Annotated in this window: 21 protein-coding genes; 13 read left to right on the plus strand and 8 right to left on the minus strand. The window is 45.3% G+C overall.

The features are described from left to right. Window positions 1-3 precede the first annotated feature (3 nt). The 5 genes from mutT to J4N42_RS02650 all read left to right on the plus strand — a co-directional run bounded on the left by mutT (window position 4) and on the right by J4N42_RS02650 (window position 7,179). Window positions 4-408 (plus strand): 8-oxo-dGTP diphosphatase MutT, encoded by a 405-nt coding sequence (gene mutT, locus J4N42_RS02630; RefSeq protein WP_252029544.1) that lies wholly within the window; start codon window positions 4-6, stop codon window positions 406-408. Window positions 409-519: 111 nt separating this feature from the next. Further along, window positions 520-1,329: a 4-hydroxy-tetrahydrodipicolinate reductase gene (gene dapB / locus J4N42_RS02635; RefSeq protein ID WP_252029545.1), complete on the plus strand. Its 810-nt coding sequence runs from the start codon at window positions 520-522 to the stop codon at window positions 1,327-1,329. A 480-nt stretch (window positions 1,330-1,809) separates the two neighbouring features. Continuing rightward, entirely contained in the window at window positions 1,810-2,949 is a 1,140-nt protein-coding gene (carA, locus tag J4N42_RS02640; protein WP_252029547.1) for a glutamine-hydrolyzing carbamoyl-phosphate synthase small subunit, read from the plus strand. Between the two features lie 16 nt (window positions 2,950-2,965). Next, complete coding sequence (carB, locus tag J4N42_RS02645) at window positions 2,966-6,196, plus strand: carbamoyl-phosphate synthase large subunit (RefSeq protein ID WP_252029549.1); 3,231 nt, start codon at window positions 2,966-2,968, stop codon at window positions 6,194-6,196. Between the two features lie 203 nt (window positions 6,197-6,399). Beyond that, window positions 6,400-7,179, plus strand: a complete 780-nt coding sequence (locus J4N42_RS02650; protein ID WP_252029550.1) for a TSUP family transporter — start codon at window positions 6,400-6,402, stop codon at window positions 7,177-7,179. Here the strand turns inward: J4N42_RS02650 and J4N42_RS02655 are convergent. The 5 genes from J4N42_RS02655 to mtnN all read right to left on the minus strand — a co-directional run bounded on the left by J4N42_RS02655 (window position 7,130) and on the right by mtnN (window position 11,266). After that, the gene (locus tag J4N42_RS02655) at window positions 7,130-7,975 is read right to left on the minus strand and encodes a LysR family transcriptional regulator (protein WP_252029552.1); all 846 of its coding nucleotides are present in this window, start codon (window positions 7,973-7,975) and stop codon (window positions 7,130-7,132) included. The two genes, J4N42_RS02650 and J4N42_RS02655, sit on opposite strands and share 50 nt — an antisense overlap. Window positions 7,976-8,091: 116 nt before the next feature. After that, window positions 8,092-8,712, minus strand: coding sequence for a TRIC cation channel family protein (locus tag J4N42_RS02660; RefSeq protein ID WP_252029554.1), 621 nt, complete (start codon window positions 8,710-8,712; stop codon window positions 8,092-8,094). Between the two features lie 71 nt (window positions 8,713-8,783). Further along, entirely contained in the window at window positions 8,784-9,602 is an 819-nt protein-coding gene (btuF, locus tag J4N42_RS02665) for a vitamin B12 ABC transporter substrate-binding protein BtuF (RefSeq protein ID WP_252029556.1), read from the minus strand. After that, the gene (locus J4N42_RS02670) at window positions 9,603-10,556 is read right to left on the minus strand and encodes a cobalamin biosynthesis family protein (RefSeq protein ID WP_252029557.1); all 954 of its coding nucleotides are present in this window, start codon (window positions 10,554-10,556) and stop codon (window positions 9,603-9,605) included. A gap of 11 nt (window positions 10,557-10,567) precedes the next feature. Continuing rightward, window positions 10,568-11,266, minus strand: a complete 699-nt coding sequence (mtnN, locus tag J4N42_RS02675; RefSeq protein ID WP_252029559.1) for a 5'-methylthioadenosine/S-adenosylhomocysteine nucleosidase — start codon at window positions 11,264-11,266, stop codon at window positions 10,568-10,570. A 231-nt stretch (window positions 11,267-11,497) separates the two neighbouring features. Between mtnN and rpsO the strand changes: the two genes are divergently transcribed. The 5 genes from rpsO (at window position 11,498) to J4N42_RS02700 (ending at window position 17,249) form a co-directional block, all read left to right on the plus strand. After that, a complete protein-coding gene (gene rpsO / locus J4N42_RS02680) occupies window positions 11,498-11,767 on the plus strand; it encodes a 30S ribosomal protein S15 (protein ID WP_010450057.1) in 270 nt (89 codons plus the stop codon). A gap of 324 nt (window positions 11,768-12,091) precedes the next feature. Beyond that, window positions 12,092-14,224, plus strand: a complete 2,133-nt coding sequence (gene pnp / locus J4N42_RS02685; protein ID WP_252029561.1) for a polyribonucleotide nucleotidyltransferase — start codon at window positions 12,092-12,094, stop codon at window positions 14,222-14,224. A 134-nt stretch (window positions 14,225-14,358) separates the two neighbouring features. Further along, complete coding sequence (nlpI, locus tag J4N42_RS02690; RefSeq protein ID WP_252029563.1) at window positions 14,359-15,276, plus strand: lipoprotein NlpI; 918 nt, start codon at window positions 14,359-14,361, stop codon at window positions 15,274-15,276. 135 nt (window positions 15,277-15,411) lie between these two features. After that, on the plus strand, window positions 15,412-15,831 hold the full coding sequence (locus J4N42_RS02695; protein ID WP_252029565.1) for a MarR family winged helix-turn-helix transcriptional regulator: 420 nt from the start codon (window positions 15,412-15,414) through the stop codon (window positions 15,829-15,831). A gap of 74 nt (window positions 15,832-15,905) precedes the next feature. Next, window positions 15,906-17,249 carry an MATE family efflux transporter gene (locus J4N42_RS02700; RefSeq protein ID WP_252029566.1) on the plus strand — a complete coding sequence of 448 codons (1,344 nt, stop codon included), beginning with the start codon at window positions 15,906-15,908 and terminating at the stop codon, window positions 17,247-17,249. A 59-nt stretch (window positions 17,250-17,308) separates the two neighbouring features. On the opposite strand, the gene J4N42_RS02705 is transcribed toward J4N42_RS02700, so the two are convergent. The 3 genes from J4N42_RS02705 to J4N42_RS02715 all read right to left on the minus strand — a co-directional run bounded on the left by J4N42_RS02705 (window position 17,309) and on the right by J4N42_RS02715 (window position 21,693). After that, window positions 17,309-18,187, minus strand: a complete 879-nt coding sequence (locus tag J4N42_RS02705; protein WP_252030771.1) for a U32 family peptidase — start codon at window positions 18,185-18,187, stop codon at window positions 17,309-17,311. 34 nt (window positions 18,188-18,221) lie between these two features. Then, on the minus strand, window positions 18,222-19,235 hold the full coding sequence (gene ubiU, locus J4N42_RS02710) for a ubiquinone anaerobic biosynthesis protein UbiU (RefSeq protein WP_252029567.1): 1,014 nt from the start codon (window positions 19,233-19,235) through the stop codon (window positions 18,222-18,224). Between the two features lie 418 nt (window positions 19,236-19,653). Then, window positions 19,654-21,693 (minus strand): sensor domain-containing protein, encoded by a 2,040-nt coding sequence (locus J4N42_RS02715; RefSeq protein WP_252029568.1) that lies wholly within the window; start codon window positions 21,691-21,693, stop codon window positions 19,654-19,656. Window positions 21,694-21,889: 196 nt separating this feature from the next. Here J4N42_RS02715 and ubiT point away from each other — a divergent pair, with 196 nt between their 5' ends. From ubiT to J4N42_RS02730, 3 genes are all read left to right on the plus strand, one after another. Next, window positions 21,890-22,417, plus strand: coding sequence for a ubiquinone anaerobic biosynthesis accessory factor UbiT (ubiT, locus tag J4N42_RS02720; protein ID WP_252029569.1), 528 nt, complete (start codon window positions 21,890-21,892; stop codon window positions 22,415-22,417). Beyond that, the gene (locus tag J4N42_RS02725) at window positions 22,401-22,904 is read left to right on the plus strand and encodes a GNAT family N-acetyltransferase (protein WP_252029570.1); all 504 of its coding nucleotides are present in this window, start codon (window positions 22,401-22,403) and stop codon (window positions 22,902-22,904) included. The genes ubiT and J4N42_RS02725 overlap by 17 nt, the downstream gene beginning before the upstream one ends. Window positions 22,905-23,032: 128 nt before the next feature. Then, window positions 23,033-23,443, plus strand: a complete 411-nt coding sequence (locus J4N42_RS02730) for a DNA polymerase III subunit psi (RefSeq protein WP_252029572.1) — start codon at window positions 23,033-23,035, stop codon at window positions 23,441-23,443. Window positions 23,444-23,458 lie beyond the last annotated feature (15 nt).

The following is a 23,458-nucleotide window of genomic DNA, read 5'->3' on the forward strand; positions in this document are numbered from 1 at the left end:
GTGATGAAACGAATTCATATTGTTGCTGCGATCATTTTTAACCCTGAACAGTCGCAAGTGTTTATTACCAAACGCCCCGAGAAACTACATAAAGGTGGATTTTGGGAGTTTCCAGGAGGGAAAGTTGAGCAAGGTGAATCGCCCGAGCAAGCGATAGCTCGAGAGCTATTTGAAGAAATTGGTATTGAGGTAACGCAAGCGAAGCACTTTGAACATCTTGAGTATGATTACCCAGACAAATCTCTTAAGTTCGATTTCTTTACCGTGAATAGCTTTAAAAATACCCCTTATGGTAAAGAAGGCCAGCAGGGCGAGTGGGTTGATGTAGCGGCATTAAGCGATTACCAATTTCCAGAAGCGAACGTTCCTATTCTTGAGCGTGTAGTCGCAACTTATCGTGGCCAATAATTGGGTGGTAACCCAATTCATTTGTTGCTAGTTTATGTAGACAATTTCAATGAGAACTCGATAGACCCGTGTTATTAGGGGGAGAGTTCAATATCAACGGAGAACAACGCAGTGGTTAGAATTGCGATTGCAGGAGCAGCAGGCCGAATGGGCCGAAACCTCGTTAAAGCAACTTATCAAAATCAGGAGGCACTGATCGGTGCAGGCTCTGAGCGTCCAGAATCGTCACTAGTTGGCGTCGATATTGGTGAGCTATGTGGTGAGGGGAAAATCGAGGTAACACTAACCGATAATCTCGAAAAGTCCATTGCAGATTTTGATGTCATCATCGACTTCACGGCTCCTGTGAGCACACTTGCGAACATCGAGTTGTGTAAGAAACATGGTAAGAAAATTGTCATAGGTACAACTGGTTTCAGTGATGAAGAACGAGCTCAAATTGACGCTGCTGCTAAAGATATCGCAATTGTGATGGCACCCAACTACAGTGTTGGGGTAAACCTTGTCTTCAAGCTGTTAGAGAAAGCCGCTAAAGTGATGGGCGAGTACTGCGATATCGAGATTGTTGAAGCACACCACCGTCATAAGGTTGATGCACCGTCTGGTACAGCAATTGGTATGGGTGAAGCCATTGCGGGAGCTATGGGTAACCAGCTCAATGATGTTGCTGTATATGCTCGTGAAGGAATTACTGGTGAGCGTACCAAGGATGAGATTGGCTTTGCAACGATTCGAGCTGGCGATATTATTGGAGAGCATACTGCAATGTTTGCTGATATCGGTGAGCGTGTTGAAATTACCCATAAAGCGACAGATCGTATGACCTTTGCCAATGGTGCTGTGAAAGCGGCTGTCTGGCTGAACGGAAAGCAAAGTGGTTTCTTTACTATGACTGATGTTCTTGGATTGAACGAACTTTAATACATAATTATGCGCCAGCTTTTGCTGGCGTTTTTATTCTACCTTTCTATACTATTCGATATTTAGCAGAGCTACATTTCATTTATTTCCCTCCTTTACTTTTGTATTTTGCGTGTTCTGATGTGTTTTTTTATTAAAACCCTTAAAAGTGTAGTTAATCTTTGCTTGATTAACGTTTGCGCAAATTGACAAATAAATTTTGTGATCTTGGTTTTCCTAATCCTTGGCTAAAAATCCCAAATTGCAATTTGATGTAATTATACGGCCTGTAAAGTTACTGTTTTGGAGGCTTTGAGCTGTTTTTAATGTAGATCCCCTAAAGTTTAATTTTATTTATCGACAAATATTGACAGCAATCAAGACCATCATTAGAATACCGCCAATTTGTCTAATTTCCATAAACACGCAGTTTTGGGTGTTGCAGGAAGGTAGATTTGCAAATTAAATCAATTTTAATGCATTTTTATTCTGGAGGTTGTCTTGAGTAAGTCAGCACTGCTAGTCCTAGAAGATGGGACAGTATTCCACGGTGAATCCATTGGCGCGGAAGGTTTCGCAGTTGGAGAAGTCGTTTTTAATACCTCGATGACGGGGTACCAAGAAATCCTCACTGATCCTTCCTATTCTCAACAAATCGTTACTCTCACTTACCCTCACATTGGCAATACCGGAACCAATTCCGAAGACGAAGAATCCTCTTCCATTCATGCTCAAGCCCTTGTGATTCGCGATCTCCCTCTCATCGCTTCTAATTTCCGTAATGAACAATCCCTTTCTAATTACCTAAAATCGCAAAATGTTGTCGGCATTGCTGATATTGATACGCGTAAGCTAACTCGTATTCTGCGCGAGAAAGGTGCACAGAACGGTTGTATCGTAGCGGGCAATAACATTGACGAAGCTTTGGCTCTAGCTAAAGCAAAAGAATTCCCTGGCCTGAAAGGTATGGACCTTGCGAAAGAAGTTACAACAAAAGAAGCGTATCAATGGAAACAAGGTTCGTGGACGCTTACGGGTGGACTTCCTGAAGCGAAAGCAGACTCAGAATTGCCATATCACGTTGTTGCCTACGACTTCGGTGCAAAACGTAACATCTTGCGCATGCTTGTTGACCGCGGCTGCCGCCTAACAGTTGTTCCAGCTGAAACATCAGCGGAAGAAGTTCTAGCACTGAACCCAGACGGCGTATTCCTTTCAAATGGCCCTGGTGACCCAGAACCATGTACTTACGCGATTGAAGCGACAAAAGTATTCCTAGAGAAAGGTTTACCAATCTTCGGTATCTGTCTTGGTCACCAAATCCTAGCGCTAGCTTCTGGTGCGAAGACGGTGAAGATGAAGTTTGGTCACCACGGTGCAAACCACCCAGTTAAAGATTTAGATCGTGATGTTGTGATGATCACTTCACAAAACCACGGTTTTGCTGCAGATGAAGAGACGCTGCCTGAAAACCTACGTGCAACGCACAAGTCGCTATTTGATGGTTCTCTGCAAGGTATCCACCGCACAGATAAGCCAGCATTCAGCTTCCAAGGTCACCCAGAAGCGAGCCCAGGTCCAGAAGACGCGGCACCGCTATTCGACCACTTCATTGAACTAATTAAACAGCACACAGCGTAATTCGGAGTAGTAGACAATGCCAAAACGTACTGACATTAAAAGTATTCTAATTCTAGGTGCTGGCCCGATCGTTATCGGCCAAGCATGTGAGTTCGATTACTCTGGTGCTCAAGCTTGTAAAGCGCTTCGTGAAGAAGGTTACCGAGTTATTCTAGTAAACTCGAACCCAGCGACCATCATGACTGACCCAGATATGGCTGATGCAACTTACATCGAGCCAATCCAATGGGAAGTTGTTCGCAACATCATTGCGAAAGAGAAGCCAGACGCAGTTCTACCTACAATGGGTGGTCAAACGGCTCTTAACTGTGCACTAGACCTAGAGAAACACGGCGTTCTAGAAGAGTTCGGTGTAGAGATGATTGGTGCAACGGCTGACGCTATCGATAAAGCAGAAGACCGTTCTCGTTTCGATAAGGCGATGAAGTCTATCGGCCTTGAGTGTCCACGTGCTGACACTGCGAAAACCATGGAAGAAGCTTACGCGGTTCTAGATATGGTGGGCTTCCCTTGTATCATCCGTCCATCATTTACTATGGGTGGTACTGGCGGTGGTATCGCATACAACAAAGAAGAATTCGAAGAGATCTGTCGTCGCGGTTTAGACCTTTCTCCAACAAACGAACTTCTAATCGATGAATCTCTAATCGGTTGGAAGGAGTACGAGATGGAAGTGGTTCGTGACAAAGCGGACAACTGTATCATCGTATGTGCGATTGAAAACTTCGACCCAATGGGTATCCACACCGGTGACTCAATCACAGTTGCACCAGCACAAACGCTGACAGACAAAGAATACCAACTGATGCGTAACGCATCTCTAGCAGTACTGCGTGAGATTGGTGTTGAAACAGGTGGTTCAAACGTACAGTTTGGTATCAACCCGAAAGATGGCCGTATGGTTATCATCGAGATGAACCCACGTGTATCTCGCTCTTCTGCTCTAGCTTCAAAAGCAACAGGTTTCCCAATCGCTAAGATTGCAGCGAAACTGGCTGTGGGCTACACGTTAGATGAACTGCAAAATGACATCACTGGCGGCGCAACACCAGCATCATTCGAACCAACAATCGACTACGTAGTTACTAAGATTCCTCGTTTTAACTTCGAGAAATTTGCAGGTGCTAACGACCGTCTAACGACGCAAATGAAGTCTGTTGGTGAAGTTATGGCTATCGGCCGTAACCAACAAGAATCTCTACAAAAAGCACTTCGTGGCCTAGAAGTTGGCGCGACTGGCTTTGACGAAATGGTTGACCTAGATGCGCCAGACGCACTAACAACAATTCGTCACGAACTAAAAGAAGCGGGCGCAGAGCGTATTTGGTACATCGCGGATGCATTCCGTGCGGGTATGTCAGTAGATGGCGTATTCAACCTAACGCAAATCGATCGTTGGTTCCTAGTTCAAATCGAAGACATCGTTAAGCTTGAGCAAGAGCTTAAAGCGAAAGGCTTTGCAGGTCTGAACAAAGACGAGCTAAACAAGCTTAAGCGTAAAGGTTTTGCTGATGCACGCCTATCTAAGATTCTAGGTGTAGCGGAAAGCGAAATCCGTCGTCTACGTGACCAATACGATATCCACCCAGTGTACAAGCGCGTTGATACGTGTGCGGCTGAGTTCTCTTCAGATACAGCTTACATGTACTCATCTTACGATGACGAGTGTGAAGCAAACCCAACAGACAAAGACAAGATCATGATTCTTGGTGGCGGTCCAAACCGTATCGGCCAAGGTATTGAATTTGACTACTGTTGTGTACACGCATCTCTAGCGCTACGTGAAGATGGCTACGAAACTATCATGGTTAACTGTAACCCTGAGACTGTTTCTACGGACTACGATACATCTGACCGTTTGTACTTCGAACCAGTAACTCTGGAAGATGTACTAGCAATCGCTCGCGTTGAGAAGCCAAAAGGCGTTATCGTTCAGTACGGTGGTCAAACACCACTTAAACTGGCTCGTGCACTTGAGGCGGCTGGCGTGCCAATCATTGGTACTAGCCCAGATGCAATCGACCGTGCAGAAGACCGTGAGCGTTTCCAAGTGGCTGTTGACCGTCTAGGTCTTCTACAGCCAGAAAACGCGACAGTAACGACGATGGAGCAAGCGGTAGAGAAGTCACGTGAAATCGGTTACCCACTGGTTGTACGTCCTTCTTACGTACTGGGTGGTCGTGCGATGGAAATCGTATACGACGAGCAAGACCTACGTCGCTACTTCAACGAAGCAGTAAGCGTATCGAATGAATCTCCAGTACTACTAGATAGTTTCCTGGACGATGCAGTTGAAGTCGATATCGATGCTATCTGTGATGGTGAGCGCGTGGTTATCGGCGGTATCATGGAGCACATCGAACAAGCGGGTGTACACTCAGGTGACTCAGCATGTTCTCTTCCTGCTTACACGCTAAGCCAAGAAATCCAAGACGTAATGCGTGAACAAGTTGAAAAGCTGGCGTTCGAGTTGGGTGTTCGTGGTCTAATGAACACGCAGTTCGCTGTTAAGAATAACCAAGTATACCTAATCGAGGTTAACCCTCGTGCAGCACGAACGGTACCGTTCGTATCTAAAGCAACCGGCGCACCAATCGCTAAGATTGCGGCACGTGTAATGGCGGGTCAATCGCTAGAGTCTCAAGGCTTTACCAAAGAAATTATCCCACCTTACTACTCAGTGAAAGAAGTGGTACTTCCATTCAACAAGTTCCCAGGTGTTGACCCACTATTAGGCCCAGAAATGCGCTCTACTGGTGAGGTTATGGGTGTTGGTGCAACGTTCGCAGAAGCTTACTCTAAAGCTGAGCTAGGTTGTGGCAATGTTTACCCTGAAGGCGGCCGTGCACTTCTTTCTGTTCGCGAAGGCGACAAAGAGCGCGTTGTAGACCTAGCATCTAAGCTTTCTAAGCTTGGCTACCAGCTAGACGCAACACATGGTACAGCAGTGATTCTTGGCGAAGCAGGCATCAACCCACGTCTAGTAAACAAGGTACACGAAGGTCGCCCTCACATTCTTGACCGTATCAAGAACAACGAGTACACCTACATCGTGAACACTGCAGCTGGCCGTCAAGCGATTGAAGATTCTAAAGTTCTTCGTCGTGGTGCACTGGCTGAGAAAGTGAACTACACCACTACGCTAAACGCGGCATTCGCAACTTGTATGGCTCATACGGCTGACGCTAAAACGACAGTAACGTCTGTACAAGAATTGCATGCGCAAGTGAAAGCATCTGAAGCGTAATTCAGATTAACTTTGCTTAATAAAAGCCCGCTCTTTTGAGCGGGCTTTTTTGTTTCGCTGTAATAGAAATAAATTGATGAATAACGTGAACGATTTAATTGATGAAAATTTGGAATGAATTACTGTCTACGGTTTCGTTATTGCTCTAAGTGACATGGTGATACTGTAGCCCGAAATACACACTCATCGCATGGCACCCTCTGATGGAACTCACCTTAGAAATACTAACGATCTTATTCTTTGTAGCGACTGCAGCCGGGTTTATTGATGCGATGGCTGGGGGAGGCGGTTTATTGACCTTGCCAGCGTTGTTGGCAGCGGGTGTGCCGCCCACCCAAGCTCTTGCTACGAATAAACTACAAAGCTCTTTTGGTAGCTTTTCAGCCAGCTGGTACTTCGTGCGAAATGGCATCGTCAGTGTGAAAGAAATGCGCCTTGCCATAGTGTGTACTTTTGTTGGTTCAGCTGTTGGCGCCGAGTTGGTTCAGTATATTGATGCCAGTCTTCTCACTAGCATCATTCCCGTGTTACTTATCGCGATTTCGATGTACTTCTTATTGGCACCACAAACGATAGCACATAAGGGTAAACAGACGATCTCAGAAGCGACATTTGCTTTCTGTGTAGGTGGTGGTGTCGGATTCTATGATGGCTTTTTTGGCCCAGGAACAGGCTCGATATTTACAGTGTGTTTTGTTGCGATAGGTCACTTTTCGCTGGTGGATGCCACCGCTCGCACCAAGGTTTTGAACTTCACATCGAATATTGCAGCGCTACTGTTTTTTATCTTGGCTGGGCTACCTATTTGGGAGTTGGGTTTGGTCATGGCAGTAGGTGGGTTTATTGGCGCTCAACTCGGCGCTAAGGTTGTAGTGACAAAAGGACAGAAATGGATTCGTCCTCTTGTTATTGTCATGTCGATGCTAATGGCCATTAAACTGCTTTGGGAACAGCATCAGCAATGGCTTCTATCAATGTTTTGACCCTTGGTGACTGATAGCGACTGGGTCTCACGCATATATGAATAGGCCTGATAAGGTGCTCCAACTCCGAAAAGTAATGGCAGCATTGTGGTTCTATATTTAGTGTTTTGATGATGGAAAGCGGAATAAGTGCTGGCGCGGTTCCGCCTAATGCTAATTGGGCGGCTGCGGTATAAGCATCCATTTCCATAATGGGTTTTATGCCTAATTTTTCGAGTGTGCTGAGCTGATAGCTATTGGCTGGGTTGGTTAAATCATTAGTGATGATTGTTTTGGGCAGTTCGGTGAGTGGAGTGTGGCTTACGATGGCGAAAGGTTCGTCAAATAGGTGGAAAGTCATTAGTCCATGATGTGGTGGCAGCAAGCCTGCACAAAGCCCAAGTGTCGCTTTTCCCGATTGAACATGCTCGATGATTCTAGGCGTATGGTTGGTGGTGATTGACAGGTATTTATCGCGCTGAAGATAGTCACCGATGGTTTTTCCTAAATAACCTGCAATTAAAGACTTCGAGCTATCCAGTTTAATCAGCGAAGTATCTTCTAATTGCTGCTGCTCATATATCAACCCTCTCAATTCACTAAAAGTTGGGCCAATATTCTCAATCAGTGCCACTCCATCGGGCGTCAATTTTATCGAGCGACCTGAAGGCTCAATCAGCTTTTTACCTAGCTTCTTTTCAAGGTTCGCAATTCGCTTACTGACGGCTGACTGGCTGATGTATAACTGACTGCCTGTGCGGCTCATCGTTTTATACTTGCTTAATACCAGCAGTGTTTCAATCCCTTCTAAAAGCATGGTCTCTGATGAAAATTAGGAATGGATAATAGCAATGTAACCAATGTAATGGACGATTGCTAGAGTGGGGTATTTAGAGAGGAAAGAGGCTCTACCTTGAAGTAGAGCCCGAAGAACTATTTATTTATCGCAAATGTGGGCAGCGACAAATGCCAGCGGATCGCACCGAGGCGAATAATAAGTGTCGAAAATACACCCGCCATGAAAGCAGTGGAGTTGTCGTAACCCATGCTAAGTGCAGTGGTATGGAAAATACCACCGACAATACAGGCCGTAGCGTACACTTCACTTCGAAGTACCATTGGGACCTCACGTGCTAGTACGTCACGAATAATACCGCCGCCACAACCAGTAATAACACCCATGATAATGGCAACCAAAGCAGAGTCTTGGAATGTCAGCGATTTCTCTACACCAATGCCGACAAATACCGCTAAACCAATCGCATCACACACAGGAAGGATCCACCAGGCCAAGCGTTTTGGGCGGCGTATGATCACCATAGTAAGAAGACAAGTAGACAAAATAACCCACAAATACGTGGTGTCGGTTATCCAGAACACGGGAGTTGCGCCTAGGGCCATGTCGCGAATGGTTCCACCGCCGATAGCGGTTACACTTCCTAGTACAGCGACACCAAAAGGATCCATCTTTAGTCGACCTGCCAAGAGAACACCGGAAATGGCAAAAACAGCGGTTCCGAATAAGTCGATAATATAAAGCAGCATGGAGTCCATGTTACTGAGTACTCTTTGTTTATTTTCAGCGGAATTATGGCTCGAATTGTACGGATTTTTATCGCTGAGCGTTAGCTTTTTCGGCGGATGGATTCAAAGTGCTGACACACCTGCTCAATGGCTTTTAACGTACGTGGAGTCGGGCGGTTTATCCAGTCTGAGTTAAGTGTCCAAATGTGCTGTTCTTTTACCGCTGGGATCTGTTGCCAACTTGCCCACATGTTACCGTTTTCTAACGCATGCTGAGAGGTAAATATAGCTTCAGGTTTGGCTAACACAACTTGTTCGATACCCACTTGAGGGTAAGGTAGGGCGCTGTTCTGAAAGATGTTTTCTCCACCACAGAAAGAGAAAACCTCACTTGGCCACTTATCTTGTGCCAAAGTTATGATTGGCTTTTCACTCAATTGGTAAAAATAACGGATGGTTTGCTCGGTTTGGTAGCGAGACTTTATCTCAACCAGTTGCTGTCTAAACTGGTCGGCGTTTTGTTTCCCTATACTTGGGTCATCGCTGTATTGAGTCAGTTGCTCTATGTTTGTAGCGATGTCTTCGAGGCTGTTGGTTTGAGAGTAATAGATGTTGAAGCCGAATTGCTTGAGTTTTTCCAACTCCTTAGTCGGGTTTCCTGCTGGCCATGCGATGATCAGATCGGGTTGGAGCGCTATGATGCGCTCAAGCTTCATTCCTTGATAGTTTGCGACTCTTTCTAGTTGCTTTGCTTGTTCAGGAAAGTCACTTCTCTCACTCACCGCTACCAGTTTGTCGCCTAATCCCGCTGCGTAGGCTATCTCGGTTGCGTGAGGCGCTAGGGATATTATTTTTTCCACTGTCTGGGAATACGCAAAAGAAGTGAAGAGTAGAGTGATGAACGTTAGATGGCGTAGCATCTAGAAACCTCGATAAACGATAAAAAGAAGGATACTTTGCAGGGCAATCCAAGCAAACAGGCGCCATGCTAAAAGCTTTTGCAATTGAGCTAAGTGAATTGCCGCAGGGGCGATTCTTCCGCCGATTTTTGCTCTTACGGTTTTACGCTTTTCATAGATAGCGGGGCCGCCAAGCGCAAGCTCCAGTTTTCCACCGACAGCAGTCAGTAACCAAGCAGGCCCCGGTAATGGCCAGCTAGCACTTTGCGCCAGCATCAGCTTGAAACTATGAGAAGCGCGATTGCCAGCAACGATCATTAAAGAGAACAAACGCAGTGGTACGTAGTCGAGTACAGCCACTGCGCGAATAACTGGAATACCAAAAGGAGAATACTGCTGACGAGACGGGGACCAGGCTCTTGCTAATTCAGCTGTGAGCCGATAAACCAGAGCTCCGCTACCACCAGCAATTGCGTACCAGAATAACACGCAAACCACATTACGGCCGTAGCCCATAATGATGGTCTCTGCACCTGCTTTACCTAGTCCTAACGGAGATAGGCTTGAGGTTTCACGGTTGACGATTGGAGCAAGTAAGCTGCGGGCGAGTTTTTTATCGTCTTTAGCTAATGCTTGAGTGAGCTCACTGGCCAGTTTTTCAGTACTACGCCAATCAATGGCAAGCAACAGCAGCGCTAACTCAAACAGTTGAGGCTGCCAAACAAGTGGTTTGAGTGCCCATAAAACGAGCAAAGCAGGAATGGTCATGAGTAACCAAGCTAATGTCCCTGAGATGATGCTTTGTGAATAGCTTGTGTTGGTGTTGACTTTATCTGCGAGTTGTTCGGCGAACTTATGCCAAAGAGTGGCTGGGTGCGCTTGCCTTGGAATGGGTAAGATTAGGTGAAACAGCAATGCACCCCACATGACGAGGAGTGCACCATTTGCGTAAAACTGATTAAAAAATTCGTCCATGAATTGTTCGATTATGATTTAAGTATGTCGACCATTTTAATCACCATTTCTGACGAACTCTGTGCAGCCAGTGGCAAGAATTCTTCAAAGCTCATCGGTGACTCTTTATCTGCGACGTCTGAAATAGCGCGCACTACGACGAACGGTACATTAAACTGATGACAAGCTTGTGCAATGGCAGATGCTTCCATCTCAACGGCGATTACAGTTGGGAAGTGCTTGCGAATGAAGTCCTGGCGTTCTGCAGTGCATACAAAAGCATCACCTGTACAAATCAAACCACGAACGGCGTGCTTGTCTTCCATAAGTGTTAGTGCTTTTTCTGCTACATCCATGAGTTTGCTGTCTGCAATGAATGCTGCAGGTTGGCCGGCCATTTGACCCATCTCGTAGCCAAATGCAGTGACATCAGCGTCGTGGTGGCGAACTTCTGTTGAAATCACCACATCTCCAAGATTAAGCGAAGAATCAAATCCGCCTGCAGAGCCGGTATTGATAACCAGATCTGGCTGATATTCATCAAGCAAAATCGTCGTGCCAACAGCCGCTGCAACTTTACCGATACCAGATTGAAGCAATACAACCTCTACGCCGTTTAGTTGGCCTGCAAAAAAGGTACAGCCTGCTTTATTGACGGTTTCACAGTTCTCGATAGCTTGTTTAAGAATCTTCACTTCTTGTTCCATTGCACCGATGATGCCGATTTTCATACTCAATCCTGTTCATTGATAAATAGATGTTTAATGGCGGTAAGTGTAACAGAAAAGGCCAATAACGGAATATTTTGCCTATGGTTGACTAAGGTCGAGAGACCTTAAAATAGCGACTCAAATTACCTATTGCTTAAGCTATGTACATCCCCTATAATTCGCGCTTCTCGTGTCGGCTGAATCAGAGATTGGCTGGCACAAATATTAACCTACTCTTATTAGGAGAGAATTATGTCTCTGAATGCAGAAACTAAAGCAGCAATCGTTGCTGAATACGCTCAAGGTGAAGGCGATACTGGTTCACCAGAAGTTCAAGTAGCTCTACTTACAGCTTCTATCAACCACCTACAAGGTCACTTCAAAGCGCACAAAGGCGATCACCACAGCCGTCGTGGTCTTCTACGTATGGTTTCTCGCCGTCGTAAGCTTCTTGACTACTTGAAAGGCAAAAACCTTTCTCGTTACCAAGATCTAATCAAGCGTCTAGGTCTACGTCGCTAATCAGCGGCTGCATAGAACAGTTTGTCGAAAAAGGGGCTTTTAGCCCCTTTTTTGTTGCCTGCTACTTACTTTTGGTTGGTATGGCTTAGCCAAACCGAATTTATCCCGCTATAATACGCACGGTAAAATTCCAATCGGGATTTTACACGCAATTACTCATAGCATTACAGTCAACCAAGTCGACCAAAAGGTCGCGACTATTAAAAGTGAACTCACCCTATATCTGTAGTTTGTTTTTACTAGTCGCGATTTGTAATGCCTTGAGCTTTTATCAAAATCATCTGAGCCTTCTAAATAAGAATGGCTGAGACACAAGGAATAACAATGTTCGAAAAACCAGTTGTTAAAACGTTCCAGTACGGTAACCACACAGTTACTCTAGAGACTGGCGTTATCGCACGTCAAGCTACTGCAGCAGTTATGGTAACTATGGACGATACAGCAGTATTCGTTTCTGTAGTTGGTAAAAAAGAAGCAGTAGAAGGTCAAGACTTCTTCCCACTAACAGTGAACTACCAAGAGCGTACTTACGCTGCTGGTAAGATCCCTGGTGGTTTCTTCAAGCGTGAAGGTCGTCCTTCTGAAGGTGAGACTCTAACGGCTCGTCTAATCGACCGTCCAATCCGTCCACTTTTCCCAGACGCATTCAAAAACGAAGTACAAGTTATCGCAACTGTTGTTTCTGTTAACCCAGACGTACAGCCAGATATCCCAACAATGATTGGTACTTCTGCAGCTCTTGCTATCTCTGGTATCCCGTTCAACGGTCCTATCGGTGCAGCACGTGTTGGTCACGTTGATGGTCAACTAGTTCTTAACCCAAGCAACACTGAGCTAGAAACGTCTAAGCTTGATCTAGTTGTAGCGGGTACTGAAGGCGCTGTTCTTATGGTTGAGTCTGAAGCAGACAACCTAACAGAAGAAGAGATGCTATCAGCAGTTGTATTCGGTCACGATCAACAGCAAGTTGTTATCAACGCAATCAACGAGTTCAAAGCTGAAGTTGCTACTCCAGCTTGGGATTGGGTTGCTCCAGAAGAGAACACAGCTCTTAACACTCGTATCGCTGAACTAGCAGAAGCTAAGCTAGTTGACGCGTACAAGATCACTGAAAAAATGGCTCGTTACGACCGCATCCACGAGATTGCAGCAGAAGTTAACGAAGTACTAGTATCTGAAAACGAAGAAGTGAACCTAAAAGAAGTTCACACAATCTTCCACGATCTAGAGAAGACAGTTGTACGTCGCAGCATCATCGCTGGTAACCCACGTATCGACGGTCGTGAAAAAGACATGGTTCGTGCGCTAGACGTACGTACTGGTGTTCTTCCACGTACTCACGGTTCATCACTGTTCACTCGTGGTGAAACTCAGGCTCTAGTAACTGCGACTCTAGGTACGCAGCGCGATGCTCAAATCATCGACGAGCTAACTGGTGAGAAGAAAGACCACTTCCTTCTACACTACAACTTCCCTCCTTACTGTGTAGGTGAGACAGGTTTTGTTGGTTCTCCTAAGCGTCGTGAAATCGGCCACGGTAAACTGGCTAAGCGTGGTATTGCTGCAGTAATGCCATCTGTAGACGAGTTCCCATACACAGTACGTGTAGTATCAGAAATCACAGAATCTAACGGTTCTTCTTCAATGGCTTCTGTATGTGGTACGTCTCTAGCACTTATGGATGCTGGTGTTCCAATCAAGTCTTCTGTTGCGGGTATCGCAATGGGTCTTGTTAAAGAAGGCGACGACTTCGTTGTTCTTTCTGACATCCTTGGTGACGAAGACCACCTAGGCGACATGGACTTTAAAGTAGCAGGTACTAACACTGGTATCACTGCACTTCAGATGGATATCAAGATCGAAGGTATCACTAAAGAGATCATGCAAATTGCTCTTAACCAAGCGCAAGGTGCACGTAAGCACATCCTATCTGTAATGGATGAAGCTATCTCTGGTGCTCGTGAAGATATCTCTGAGTTCGCTCCACGTATCCACACAATGAAGATCAGCGCTGAGAAGATCAAAGACGTTATCGGTAAAGGTGGTGCAGTTATCCGTGCTCTAACGGAAGAGACTGGTACAACTATCGAAATCGAAGACGACGGTACAATCAAGATTGCTGCAACTGAAGGTACAGCTGCGAAAGAAGCTATCCGCCGTATCGAAGAGATCACTGCTGAAGTTGAAGTAGGCCGTATCTACACTGGTAAAGTTGCACGTCTAGCGGACTTCGGTGCGTTCGTTACTATTCTTCCTGGTAAGGATGGCCTAGTACACATTTCTCAAATCGCGGACAAGCGCATCGAGAAAGTGTCAGACTACCTATCTGAAGGCCAAGAAGTTCAAGTTAAAGTACTTGAAATCGACCGCCAAGGCCGTGTTCGTCTAAGCATGAAAGAAGCGGTAGAAAAGCCAGCTGAAGAAGCAGCAGACAACGCTGCACCAGAAGCTGAGTAAGCCTAGCGCGTAAATCAGTGGAGTGAGGGGATAGTTACCTATTTCACTGAAAGCATGTTATAAAGGGAGCATTATCGCTCCCTTTTTTTATGCGGATTTGTCAGTCAGATACTGACCAACAGGAGTATCAATTTGTGAAATGGTTTCGAACCGCAGCAGTTAGTGCTTTTTTATTGGTAACAGCAGGTTGTGCATCAACCTCGAGCTTAGATCAAAGTGAGCAGTGGGTATACCCTCCGATGGCGGTACCTCTTCAAGCAAGTGTGCAGCAGGAAGTACAAATAGCTCGCTTAACGCAATTACTTCAACGTACTGATTTAAATGATGAAGTGCGAGCGAAGATGTATTACGAACGTGGTAACTACTATGATAGCGTTGGTCTACGTGACTTAGCTCGTTTGGATTTCAATCAGTCACTTTCGCTCAATCCTGCTCAGCCAGATATCTTTAACTTGCTTGGTGTGTACTTTACTCAAGTTGGTGAATTTGATGCTGCGTATGAAGCATTCGATTCAACGTTAGAGTTAGATCCTGCAAACTCTTATGCGGAGCGTAACCGCGCGATCGCTCTGTATTATGGTGATCGTAATGAACTTGCGTTTGAGGATATGACGAAGCACTTTGAAGAAGATCCAAGCGATCCGTTCCGTGCATTATGGTTGTATATCATTCAGTCGGAACTTGATCCGGTACAAGCCAAGGCTGATCTTCTAAGTCGTTATGAAGAGCGCAATGAAGAGTGGGGCTGGGTGCTGGTGGCCCTGACTTTAGATCAAATTGATGAAGAGCAAGCATTTAAAGCGATTCTGACAGGAACCCGTGATAACACCTTGTTAGCACAGCGCTTAACTGAAGTGTACTTTTACTTAGGTAAGCGTTACCAAAGTGAAGGGGATTTCGCTAGTGCGGTGTCATTGTATAAGTTAGCGCTGGCCTCCAACGTATTTGAATATGTTGAGCATCGATACTCTTTCCTAGAGCTCAGCCGAATTTACAATGAGGTAAAGGCAGAGCAGGTAGCGAAAGCAAAGCAGCAAGCTGAACAAGAGTAAGCTAAGTCGGAATAGCCCGTAACCAATGTATAAAAAAGCCGCCTTACAGGCGGCTTTTTTATTTTTAGCTAGGTGACATTGGTTAAAAGTACCGCTAAAATAGTTAGCTTAACTAACTAAATCATTGAGTGGCGCATGGCACTGGAATCAAATTTAGAGAAGCTAGAACGTTTTTCTTCTAAAGTATGGCGTAAATACAGTAAAGAAGATCCTCTTTGCCACTTAAGCTTTAATGAATACGATTACCTTAAAGTCGTGCAATGTGCACCAGAGCCTATTCGTTTGACTGATTTAGCCAGTGAGATGGAGGTGTCTAAACCTTCTGCTTCAAATATGGTTAAGCGCCTTGAAAGGAAAGGTCTGGTCGCTCGAATCGACTGTGAGCAAGACGCTCGTTCAAAACGATTTGTGTTAACAAAAACCGCCTTGGAACATTTAAGTTACGAAACCAAGGTGTATCAAATTATCGCGGAAAAAGTATCTAAAGGATTAGAGAGTGCGGAAGTAGAGCAACTGAATACGTTGCTCAACAAAGTTCTGAAGCACTACAACTAACCAACTACGAATTGTGTAATGTTAGTGTTGAATAATAGTTAGCTATGCTAACCAATATTTTAAAGAGAAATTTCATGTCGCAATCTATTTACCGCCAGTTTTGGCGCTATACCATTCCAACCGTCGCGGCGATGTTGGTCAACGGCCTCTATCAGGTGGTTGATGGGATCTTTATCGGCCAATACGTTGGAGCTGATGGTTTAGCTGGCATCAACGTGGCGTGGCCAATCATTGGTACCATTTTAGGTATCGGTATGCTGGTGGGTGTGGGTACAGGAGCATTGGCTTCAATTAAGCAAGGGGAAGGAGATAACTCTTCTGCTAAGCAAATCCTCGCAACAGGTCTAATGCTGTTGTTAATTCTGACTCCTGTCGTTTCGATAACCTTGTACGCATTTGCCGATGATTTCTTGTTGTGGCAAGGCGCGCAAGGGCGAGTGTTTGAACTTGGTTTGCAATACTTACATATTCTGATTTTTGCCAGCGTGTTCACTTTGGGCTCGATTGCGATGCCATTTCTACTGCGTAACGACGACAGCCCTAACTTGGCGACATTGTTGATGGTGGTGGGCGCTGTGATCAATATTGCACTCGATTATGTGTTTATTGTCTGGTTGAACTGGGAGCTCACTGGTGCTGCACTCGCGACGGCATTTGCACAGTTTGTCGTGACGTTATTGGGAGTGGGCTATTTCTTCTCTTCTCGTGCAAAACTGCGATTGAGTCGCCGCTGTATTCGTTTACGTGCGGATTTTGTGCCTAAAATTGTAGCTATTGGTGCTTCGAGCTTTTTCATGTACGCCTATGGCTCGGTCATGATTGCGCTGCATAATGCATTGTTTGCTCAATATGGCAGCTCTATTCTGATTGGTGCTTATGCAATCCTTGGCTACATAGTAACGGTTTATTATCTGACAGCTGAAGGGATCGCAAATGGTATGCAGCCCTTGGTGAGTTATAACCACGGAGCCCGCAATCAAGATAACATTAACAAATTGCTAAAAGTGGCGATGAGCGCCGCTGTTCTGGGCGGTTTAGTATTCGTTGTAATACTAAATCTATTCCCATACCAGTTTGTTTCTGTCTTCAATTCAACCGATCAAGAACTAATCGATGGGGCTGTTTGGGGCATTCGCCTGCATATGTTTGCACTGTTTTTAGACGGATTTTTGGTGGTTGCAGCGGCTTATTATCAAGCTGTGAATAGAGGCAGCAAGGCGATGTTTGTGACAATAGGTAATATGCTTGTACAGTTACCGTTCTTATTTATTCTGCCAAAACTTTGGGGCATTACAGGGGTTTGGCTAGCCTTCCCATTGTCGAATATTGCACTGAGCTTGGTAGTACTCACTATGCTCTGGAAAGACATACAACGAGCGAACCAACAAAGTTATCAACCTGCGACTGTCGTAGGCTAAGAGAAAATAAAAAGGTCTGGCAATGCCAGACCTTTTTTCTATATGGAATAGAGGGGGCGTTAAATGTTTTTCACATCCAACCCTGCCAGTTGATGCCAGTAGCCATTACATTGTCTGTCTTCGATGACCTTCGGCTTCTGACCAGCTTCGTTGGCACGGAAGTCATCTAGCTCTGTGAAGGTGTTTAATCCAAGTGGACTCAAGCGCACCACATCGACTAAACCTCGCATACTTGGCAAGTCATTGACTAAGTTATAGCAGTAGCCTGATTGGGTTTGAATACCGTTCAGATTGAACACGGCTTGCCCTTCCTGGCTGTGCACTTGAATACCCGTCGGGTATTTAATACAGCAGGTTTCGCAATCATCTTTGGCTTTGTTTTCTGCACGCGCAGTAAAGCAACGCGCCGAATAAGCGAGCGGTAAATAGCCGTGGCTAAATACTTCGACTTCAAATTGGTTCTTGATGCCTAATTCGTCACATTGCGACAATACGTTGCTTAGCCAATCTCGCGACAATTCTACTGGCATACACCAACGAGTCATGCCTTGTTTGAGAAACAGTTTTAACGTGTGCGCATTATAGGTATTAACCGCAGGGCCTACGACAAAAGGTACTTTGCTGTCGCTGGCCAGTTGAATGGCAGACACATCGTTGGCTTCAATCGCAAAGTCGCCGTTATCAATGTACTTTTTCATCACATTGACTTCGCTAGGCGCTTCTAGCAGAGCCATGGTAGAGAGTACAACTTGCTTGCCTGTGGACGAGAGTTCTTTTGCGATATCAAACCAGTGTGCCGGCTTCATTTCGCGGCGCTTAGAGCAGACTGACTCACCTAAATAAATTATATCGGCACTGCTTTGTTTCGCTTGTTGGTAGAAGTGTTCGATGTCTTGTTTTGGCCAGAAATACAGAAGAGGGCCAAGTGCATATTTCATGTTGTTTTCCATGCTGTTCTCCACAACTGACGCGCTATTGCCATTTACGGTGATAAGCACCGAGAGTGGTTTGGGTGCCTTCAGAGACATTCGCTAATGCGGCATTCCAAGCGGCTTCAACTTGGTACGCTTCAGGGTTCGCTTGGTATCGATCAATTGCCGCGCGCCAAGTTTGTGTTACTTGCTCAACATAGGCTGGGCTGCGTTGTCGCCCCTCAATCTTCACAGACGCAACATTTGCCGCAAATAACTCTGGCAGCATTGATAGAGTATTGAGGCTGGTTGGCTCTTCTAACGCGTGGTAGCGTTTAGATACACCTTCAATATCAGCGGTGAAGCGGCCTTTACACAAGGTCGGGTAACCTGCGTTCTCACCTGCTTTGTAGCGGTCGATCAGGATGTTGTTCAGTCGAGACTCTAGCCCTGTTTCTGTTTCTTGCCAGCGAACGTACTTAGCTGGAGAACATGCACCTACAGTATTTGGTGATTCACCTGTCATATACGAAGAGAGGTAGCATCTCCCTTCCGCCATGATGCACAAACTGCCAAATGCAAAAACTTCTAGCTCAACTCCTTGCGGAATATTGCGTGATAGCTGCTTCACTTGATGGATAGAAAGCACTCTTGGTAATACAACGCGCTTAACATTAAAGTTCTGTTGATAAAAGTTGATAGCTGCGACGTTGGTAGCTGAGGCTTGAACGGATAAATGCAGCTCGAGATCTGGATATTTGTTAGCGGCGTATTCGAGTACCGCAATATCTGCGACGATCAAAGCATCGACACCCAGTTGAGCGGCATTGTCGACGGCGTTAGTCCAGCGTTCAAACCCATCAGGGTGAGCAAAGGTGTTCAATGCAACGTGAATTTTCTTATTACGGTCGTGTACATACTGAACCGCTTTGTCTAACTTCTTGCCTGTAAAGTTCAGGCCTGCAAAGTGGCGGGCGTTCGTATCATCTTTGAATCCGATGTAAACCGCGTCTGCTCCACAATCAATGGCTGTTTTGAGAGCAGGTAAGTTACCTGCTGGACATAAGAGTTCCATTGCTCAGTACCAATTTCTATCAAAAAAGTGACCGCATTTTATGAAGAATTATGAATGGCAAATTTGATGTAAGGCAGGTTTGAGTGAATAAAGCCGACAATTAACCAGATTGGGGTAGTGCTGAATTAGGGTCTGTTGAACTTTCGTGGTTAAATTTTGTTCGGATGGGGACGCCTAGTCAAAATCGTTTTAGGCGAGGCGAAGACTGTGTAGCCTAGTTATTCTAAGCAAATAGTCTTCAACAAAGCGTAAAACGATTTTAGTCCGGGGCGCGTAGCCGAACCCTTTGGGCTGCCTTTGTGGTTCATTTCTACTGCTTTATCGACTTCTCATGTAGGCTAACTACACATCAAAGCCTCTGCCTTGTATAAATTTTCCACAAAACGCAGCAAAAATCAGCTCAAAAGTTCAACAGACCCTAGTGTTTATGACGGCGGTTTTGAGCGAACAGCTCTTCAACTTCTTGTTTTGGTTGAGGGCGGTAAAAGTGGAAGCCTTGAATCGAGTTGCAATTCAAGTTAGACAAAAGCGTGGCTTGCTGCTGAGTTTCCACCCCTTCGGCGACAACAGATAAGTTGAGGGACTTACCTAAATTGATGATGTTTTCTATGACGGTGACTTGCTTAGGCAGGGTATCGAGATCGGTAATAAAGGCTCGGTCTATCTTGAGTTCATCGATTGGGAAGCGTGCCAAGTAAGACAGAGAAGAGTAGCCAGTTCCGAAATCATCAATTGAAAGCGCAAAACCGAGCTTTTTGATTGCATTAAGCATTTGCAGCGTGTGTTCGCTGTCGCTCATCACCGCACTTTCGGTGAGTTCGAAGGTAATACAGCTTGGGTCCAAATCGGTAGTACGGAGCAGCTTTTCCATATAGTCGATAAGCTTAGGGTTACCGAACTGCTCTGGAGATAAGTTGATTGCTACGCGACCCGGTAAAATACCTTGTAATTTCCAACGCTTAACGGTAGCAAATACTTCACGCATGACCACTCGGCCTAAGTGTTCTATCAAGCCAGCCTTCTCAGCAACGGGAATGAAAGCCGCAGGGCTGATGTAACCTTCGACTGGGTGTTTCCAGCGAATCAATGCTTCCGCACCGTTGATACTGAAATCACGGGCGTTAACTTTTGGTTGGTACCAGACTTCAAGCCCGTTTTGTTGCAGTGCTTTTTGCAGCTCGATCTCTAACCACAAACGCATGCGAGCTTCTTTGTTCATTTGGTCGTTGAACTTGATCAGGCGGTTACGGCCACGATCTTTTGCTTCGTACATTGCGGTATCGGCATTTTGCAGCAAAATTCGTGCATCGTTACCGTCGCCTGGGTAGGCCACACTACCGATAGAGCAGGCGAGGCGTTTGCTGAAGTGGTGCAGATCGAACGGTTGGTTGATGAGGGCAATAATACGTTCAGACAGCATTTCTGCCATTCGGTTGTTGTCTGGTTCTGGCAAGATCAAACCGAACTCATCACCACCTAGGTGTCCTAGAATAGCGTGTGGGGGCAATAGACGTTTTAAACGTGATGCCACTTCTTTGATCACTTTGTCACCGATGTGGTGACCAAGCGAATCATTAATGTTCTTAAAATTATCGATATCCAAGTAGAGCATGATCAGCGGTGTTTCGTTGTTGATCAGTTGCTCAAGCCGTTTGGTGAAACCAAATCGGTTATACGCACCGGTTAGACTGTCGATATGGATATCTTCTTGGTTCGATGCTGATAGGGCTTTAGGTGCATCATCGGCATCTTGAATCAGGATTATCTGAGATTGGCTGCCCAAAACCATGGTTGAGTCGGCATGCAGCTGAACTTTCCTCTCAAAGCCACAACGCGGTCCTGTTAAGCACACCACTGGTGCTTCTGCGACTAACAAGCTGAGTTTGGTGTTGAATACGGCTTTGGTACTTTGGTCAACGAACAGCCTTGTTAAATCTTCACCAAGTAAATCGCCCGAGTCATTAAAGCCAAGCATTCTAATTGCTGACGGGTTGGCTGAAATGATGCAGTCGTCTTCAACGAGCAAAAGGCCGTCAGGTAGCAAAGAGGCCAATGTCGAGAATTTGCTTTCGGACTCTTCGAGTGAGCGGATTAGAATCTGCTTTTCTGAAGTATCAATAGCATGAAAGATAACATGCTCAACTTGCTTGTTGTTGATGATAGGAGAAAGACTGAAATGCAGGCTGGTATCGAGGTCGATGTCGTTGAGGGTAACTTCTGCTTCCAGAGTTTCCCCTTTAAAGGCACGCTCGTAGTAAGGTTTTAGGTGTTGGTAGAAGTGTTCACCTAGCACTTGAGAGTCATTCATTCCTACTAACTCTGCAGTGCTAAGCCCAGCTACGTCACAATAACGTTCATTGACCATGCTGTAGTTATGCTGGTCGTCCAAGATTGCAAAAAAGAAAGGACTATTAGACGTTAATTTTGCAAACCAATGTTGTAACTGTTGCGAAGGCATCAAGTACTACCACTCTCCAAAGAGCATATTCATTCACAAGCCATGTGAAAGGTGCGCGATACATTAACTATACCTGTGAATGGCGCCATGTAAAAGGCTAGCGCGCATTGTATAGTTTTTTGATGCATAACAGGAATCCGCACAATCACTTCCATTATGATGAGAAATTCTCTTTACAAAGTAACGGATAAAGCTCGTGATAAACAAGATTCGTACCCAACTAGTTCAAAATGCCGCATCAATTTTGCGATCTCCAGTCCACTTATTGCCGCAAACTGTACAAAAAAAGGCCTTGCTAGAAGGTATGAAAACGGTGTTTAAAGAAGCCTTGGAAGATGGTGACTTTGAATTTCTTGAAGATAAGTGGCTGAAAGTTGAAGTAAAAGATATGAAACTGAGTTGGTATATCAGTTACGAAAACGAGAAAATTGTTGTTGCCGATAAGCCTGTTGATGAAGATGTCAGCTTCAGTGGCAACTTAAACGATTTGGTACTGATTGCAGGGCGTAAAGAAGACCCTGATACACTATTTTTCCAGCGCAGACTCTCTATTGAGGGAGATACAGAGCTAGGCTTAGAAGTGAAGAACCTGATGGATAGTGTCGATTTGGATCTTTTGCCAAAACCGTTACAAATTTTGCTAAACCAACTAGCTGATTTTGTGCAGAAGGGCGTACAATCCCCAGCGACACAAAATGAGGTAGTGAATGCTTATTCGAACTGAGGCACCCGCAGACATTTTGGCGATCGATCGCCTGCTCAAGTCTGCTTTTGAAACTGATGCTGAAGCCAACTTGGTGATGAAGCTAAGAGAAAATAGCCATCTGACCCTTTCTCTCGTTGCTTGTAACGATGAAGGCGAAGTGATTGGCCATGCGATGTTTAGCCCTGTATTACTAGAAGGCGAAGACTATAACTGGCAAGGGCTTGCGCCTGTCGCTGTGAAATCTGAATATCGTAAACAAGGCGTTGCGCAGAAACTTGTTACTGAAGGCCTAGAGTCTTTAGTGGAGTTTGGTTATCCGGTTTGTGTCGTGTTAGGCGATCCAGCCTATTACTCTCGCTTTGGTTTTAACGCTGCAGAAAAGTATGGCTTTAACTGCCAGTGGGAAGTGCCAGCAGGTGCATTCCAAATCGCAGAGCTAGTACCAGAGCAACTTACTGGTAAAGGTGGGATGATTCAGTACTGCGAAGAGTTCAACGAGCTATAACCGTATTTGCTGTGTAACCCGATGTACATAAAAGCCAAGAAGCAGTCTTCTTGGCTTTTTAGGTTATCGAGCACGCATTCTAGAGCGATGTTTGATATTATGAACGGGTTCTCAAAGGTTCTATCGTTATGCAATCACTTCAATCAAACCAACAGCACTCTGCCTATCTTGAAGAGATGGGGATTAGCCAATGGACGTTAGTCCACCCTGAACGTTTATCTGGATATCAGCTTGATAAAGCGCCATTAGAAGAAAGTTGCAAGTTACTGCTGGTTTCACCTGTCTGCCCTGAAGCGGGGCTAGCTGAAATGTTTGAACGCGTACTGAAAAGTATTAAGTTAGATCTTACTCAAGCCCAACATGTTACTCCAGAGAACTTAGCTGCAATTGGCGAACACCAATTGGAATGGGTTTGGTTCGCCGGATGTGAGTGTGTAGACGGGGTCACCGACAAAGTTCTTACTTCACCTCTGCTATCAGACATTGATGGTAACAATGAGCAGCGCCGCTTGCTGTGGCAACAAATCTGTTCTTATTAAGCTACCTTGGAATTT

Origin of the sequence: Vibrio sp. SCSIO 43135 (assembly GCF_023716665.1) — a bacterium.
Lineage (GTDB): Bacteria > Pseudomonadota > Gammaproteobacteria > Enterobacterales > Vibrionaceae > Vibrio > Vibrio paucivorans.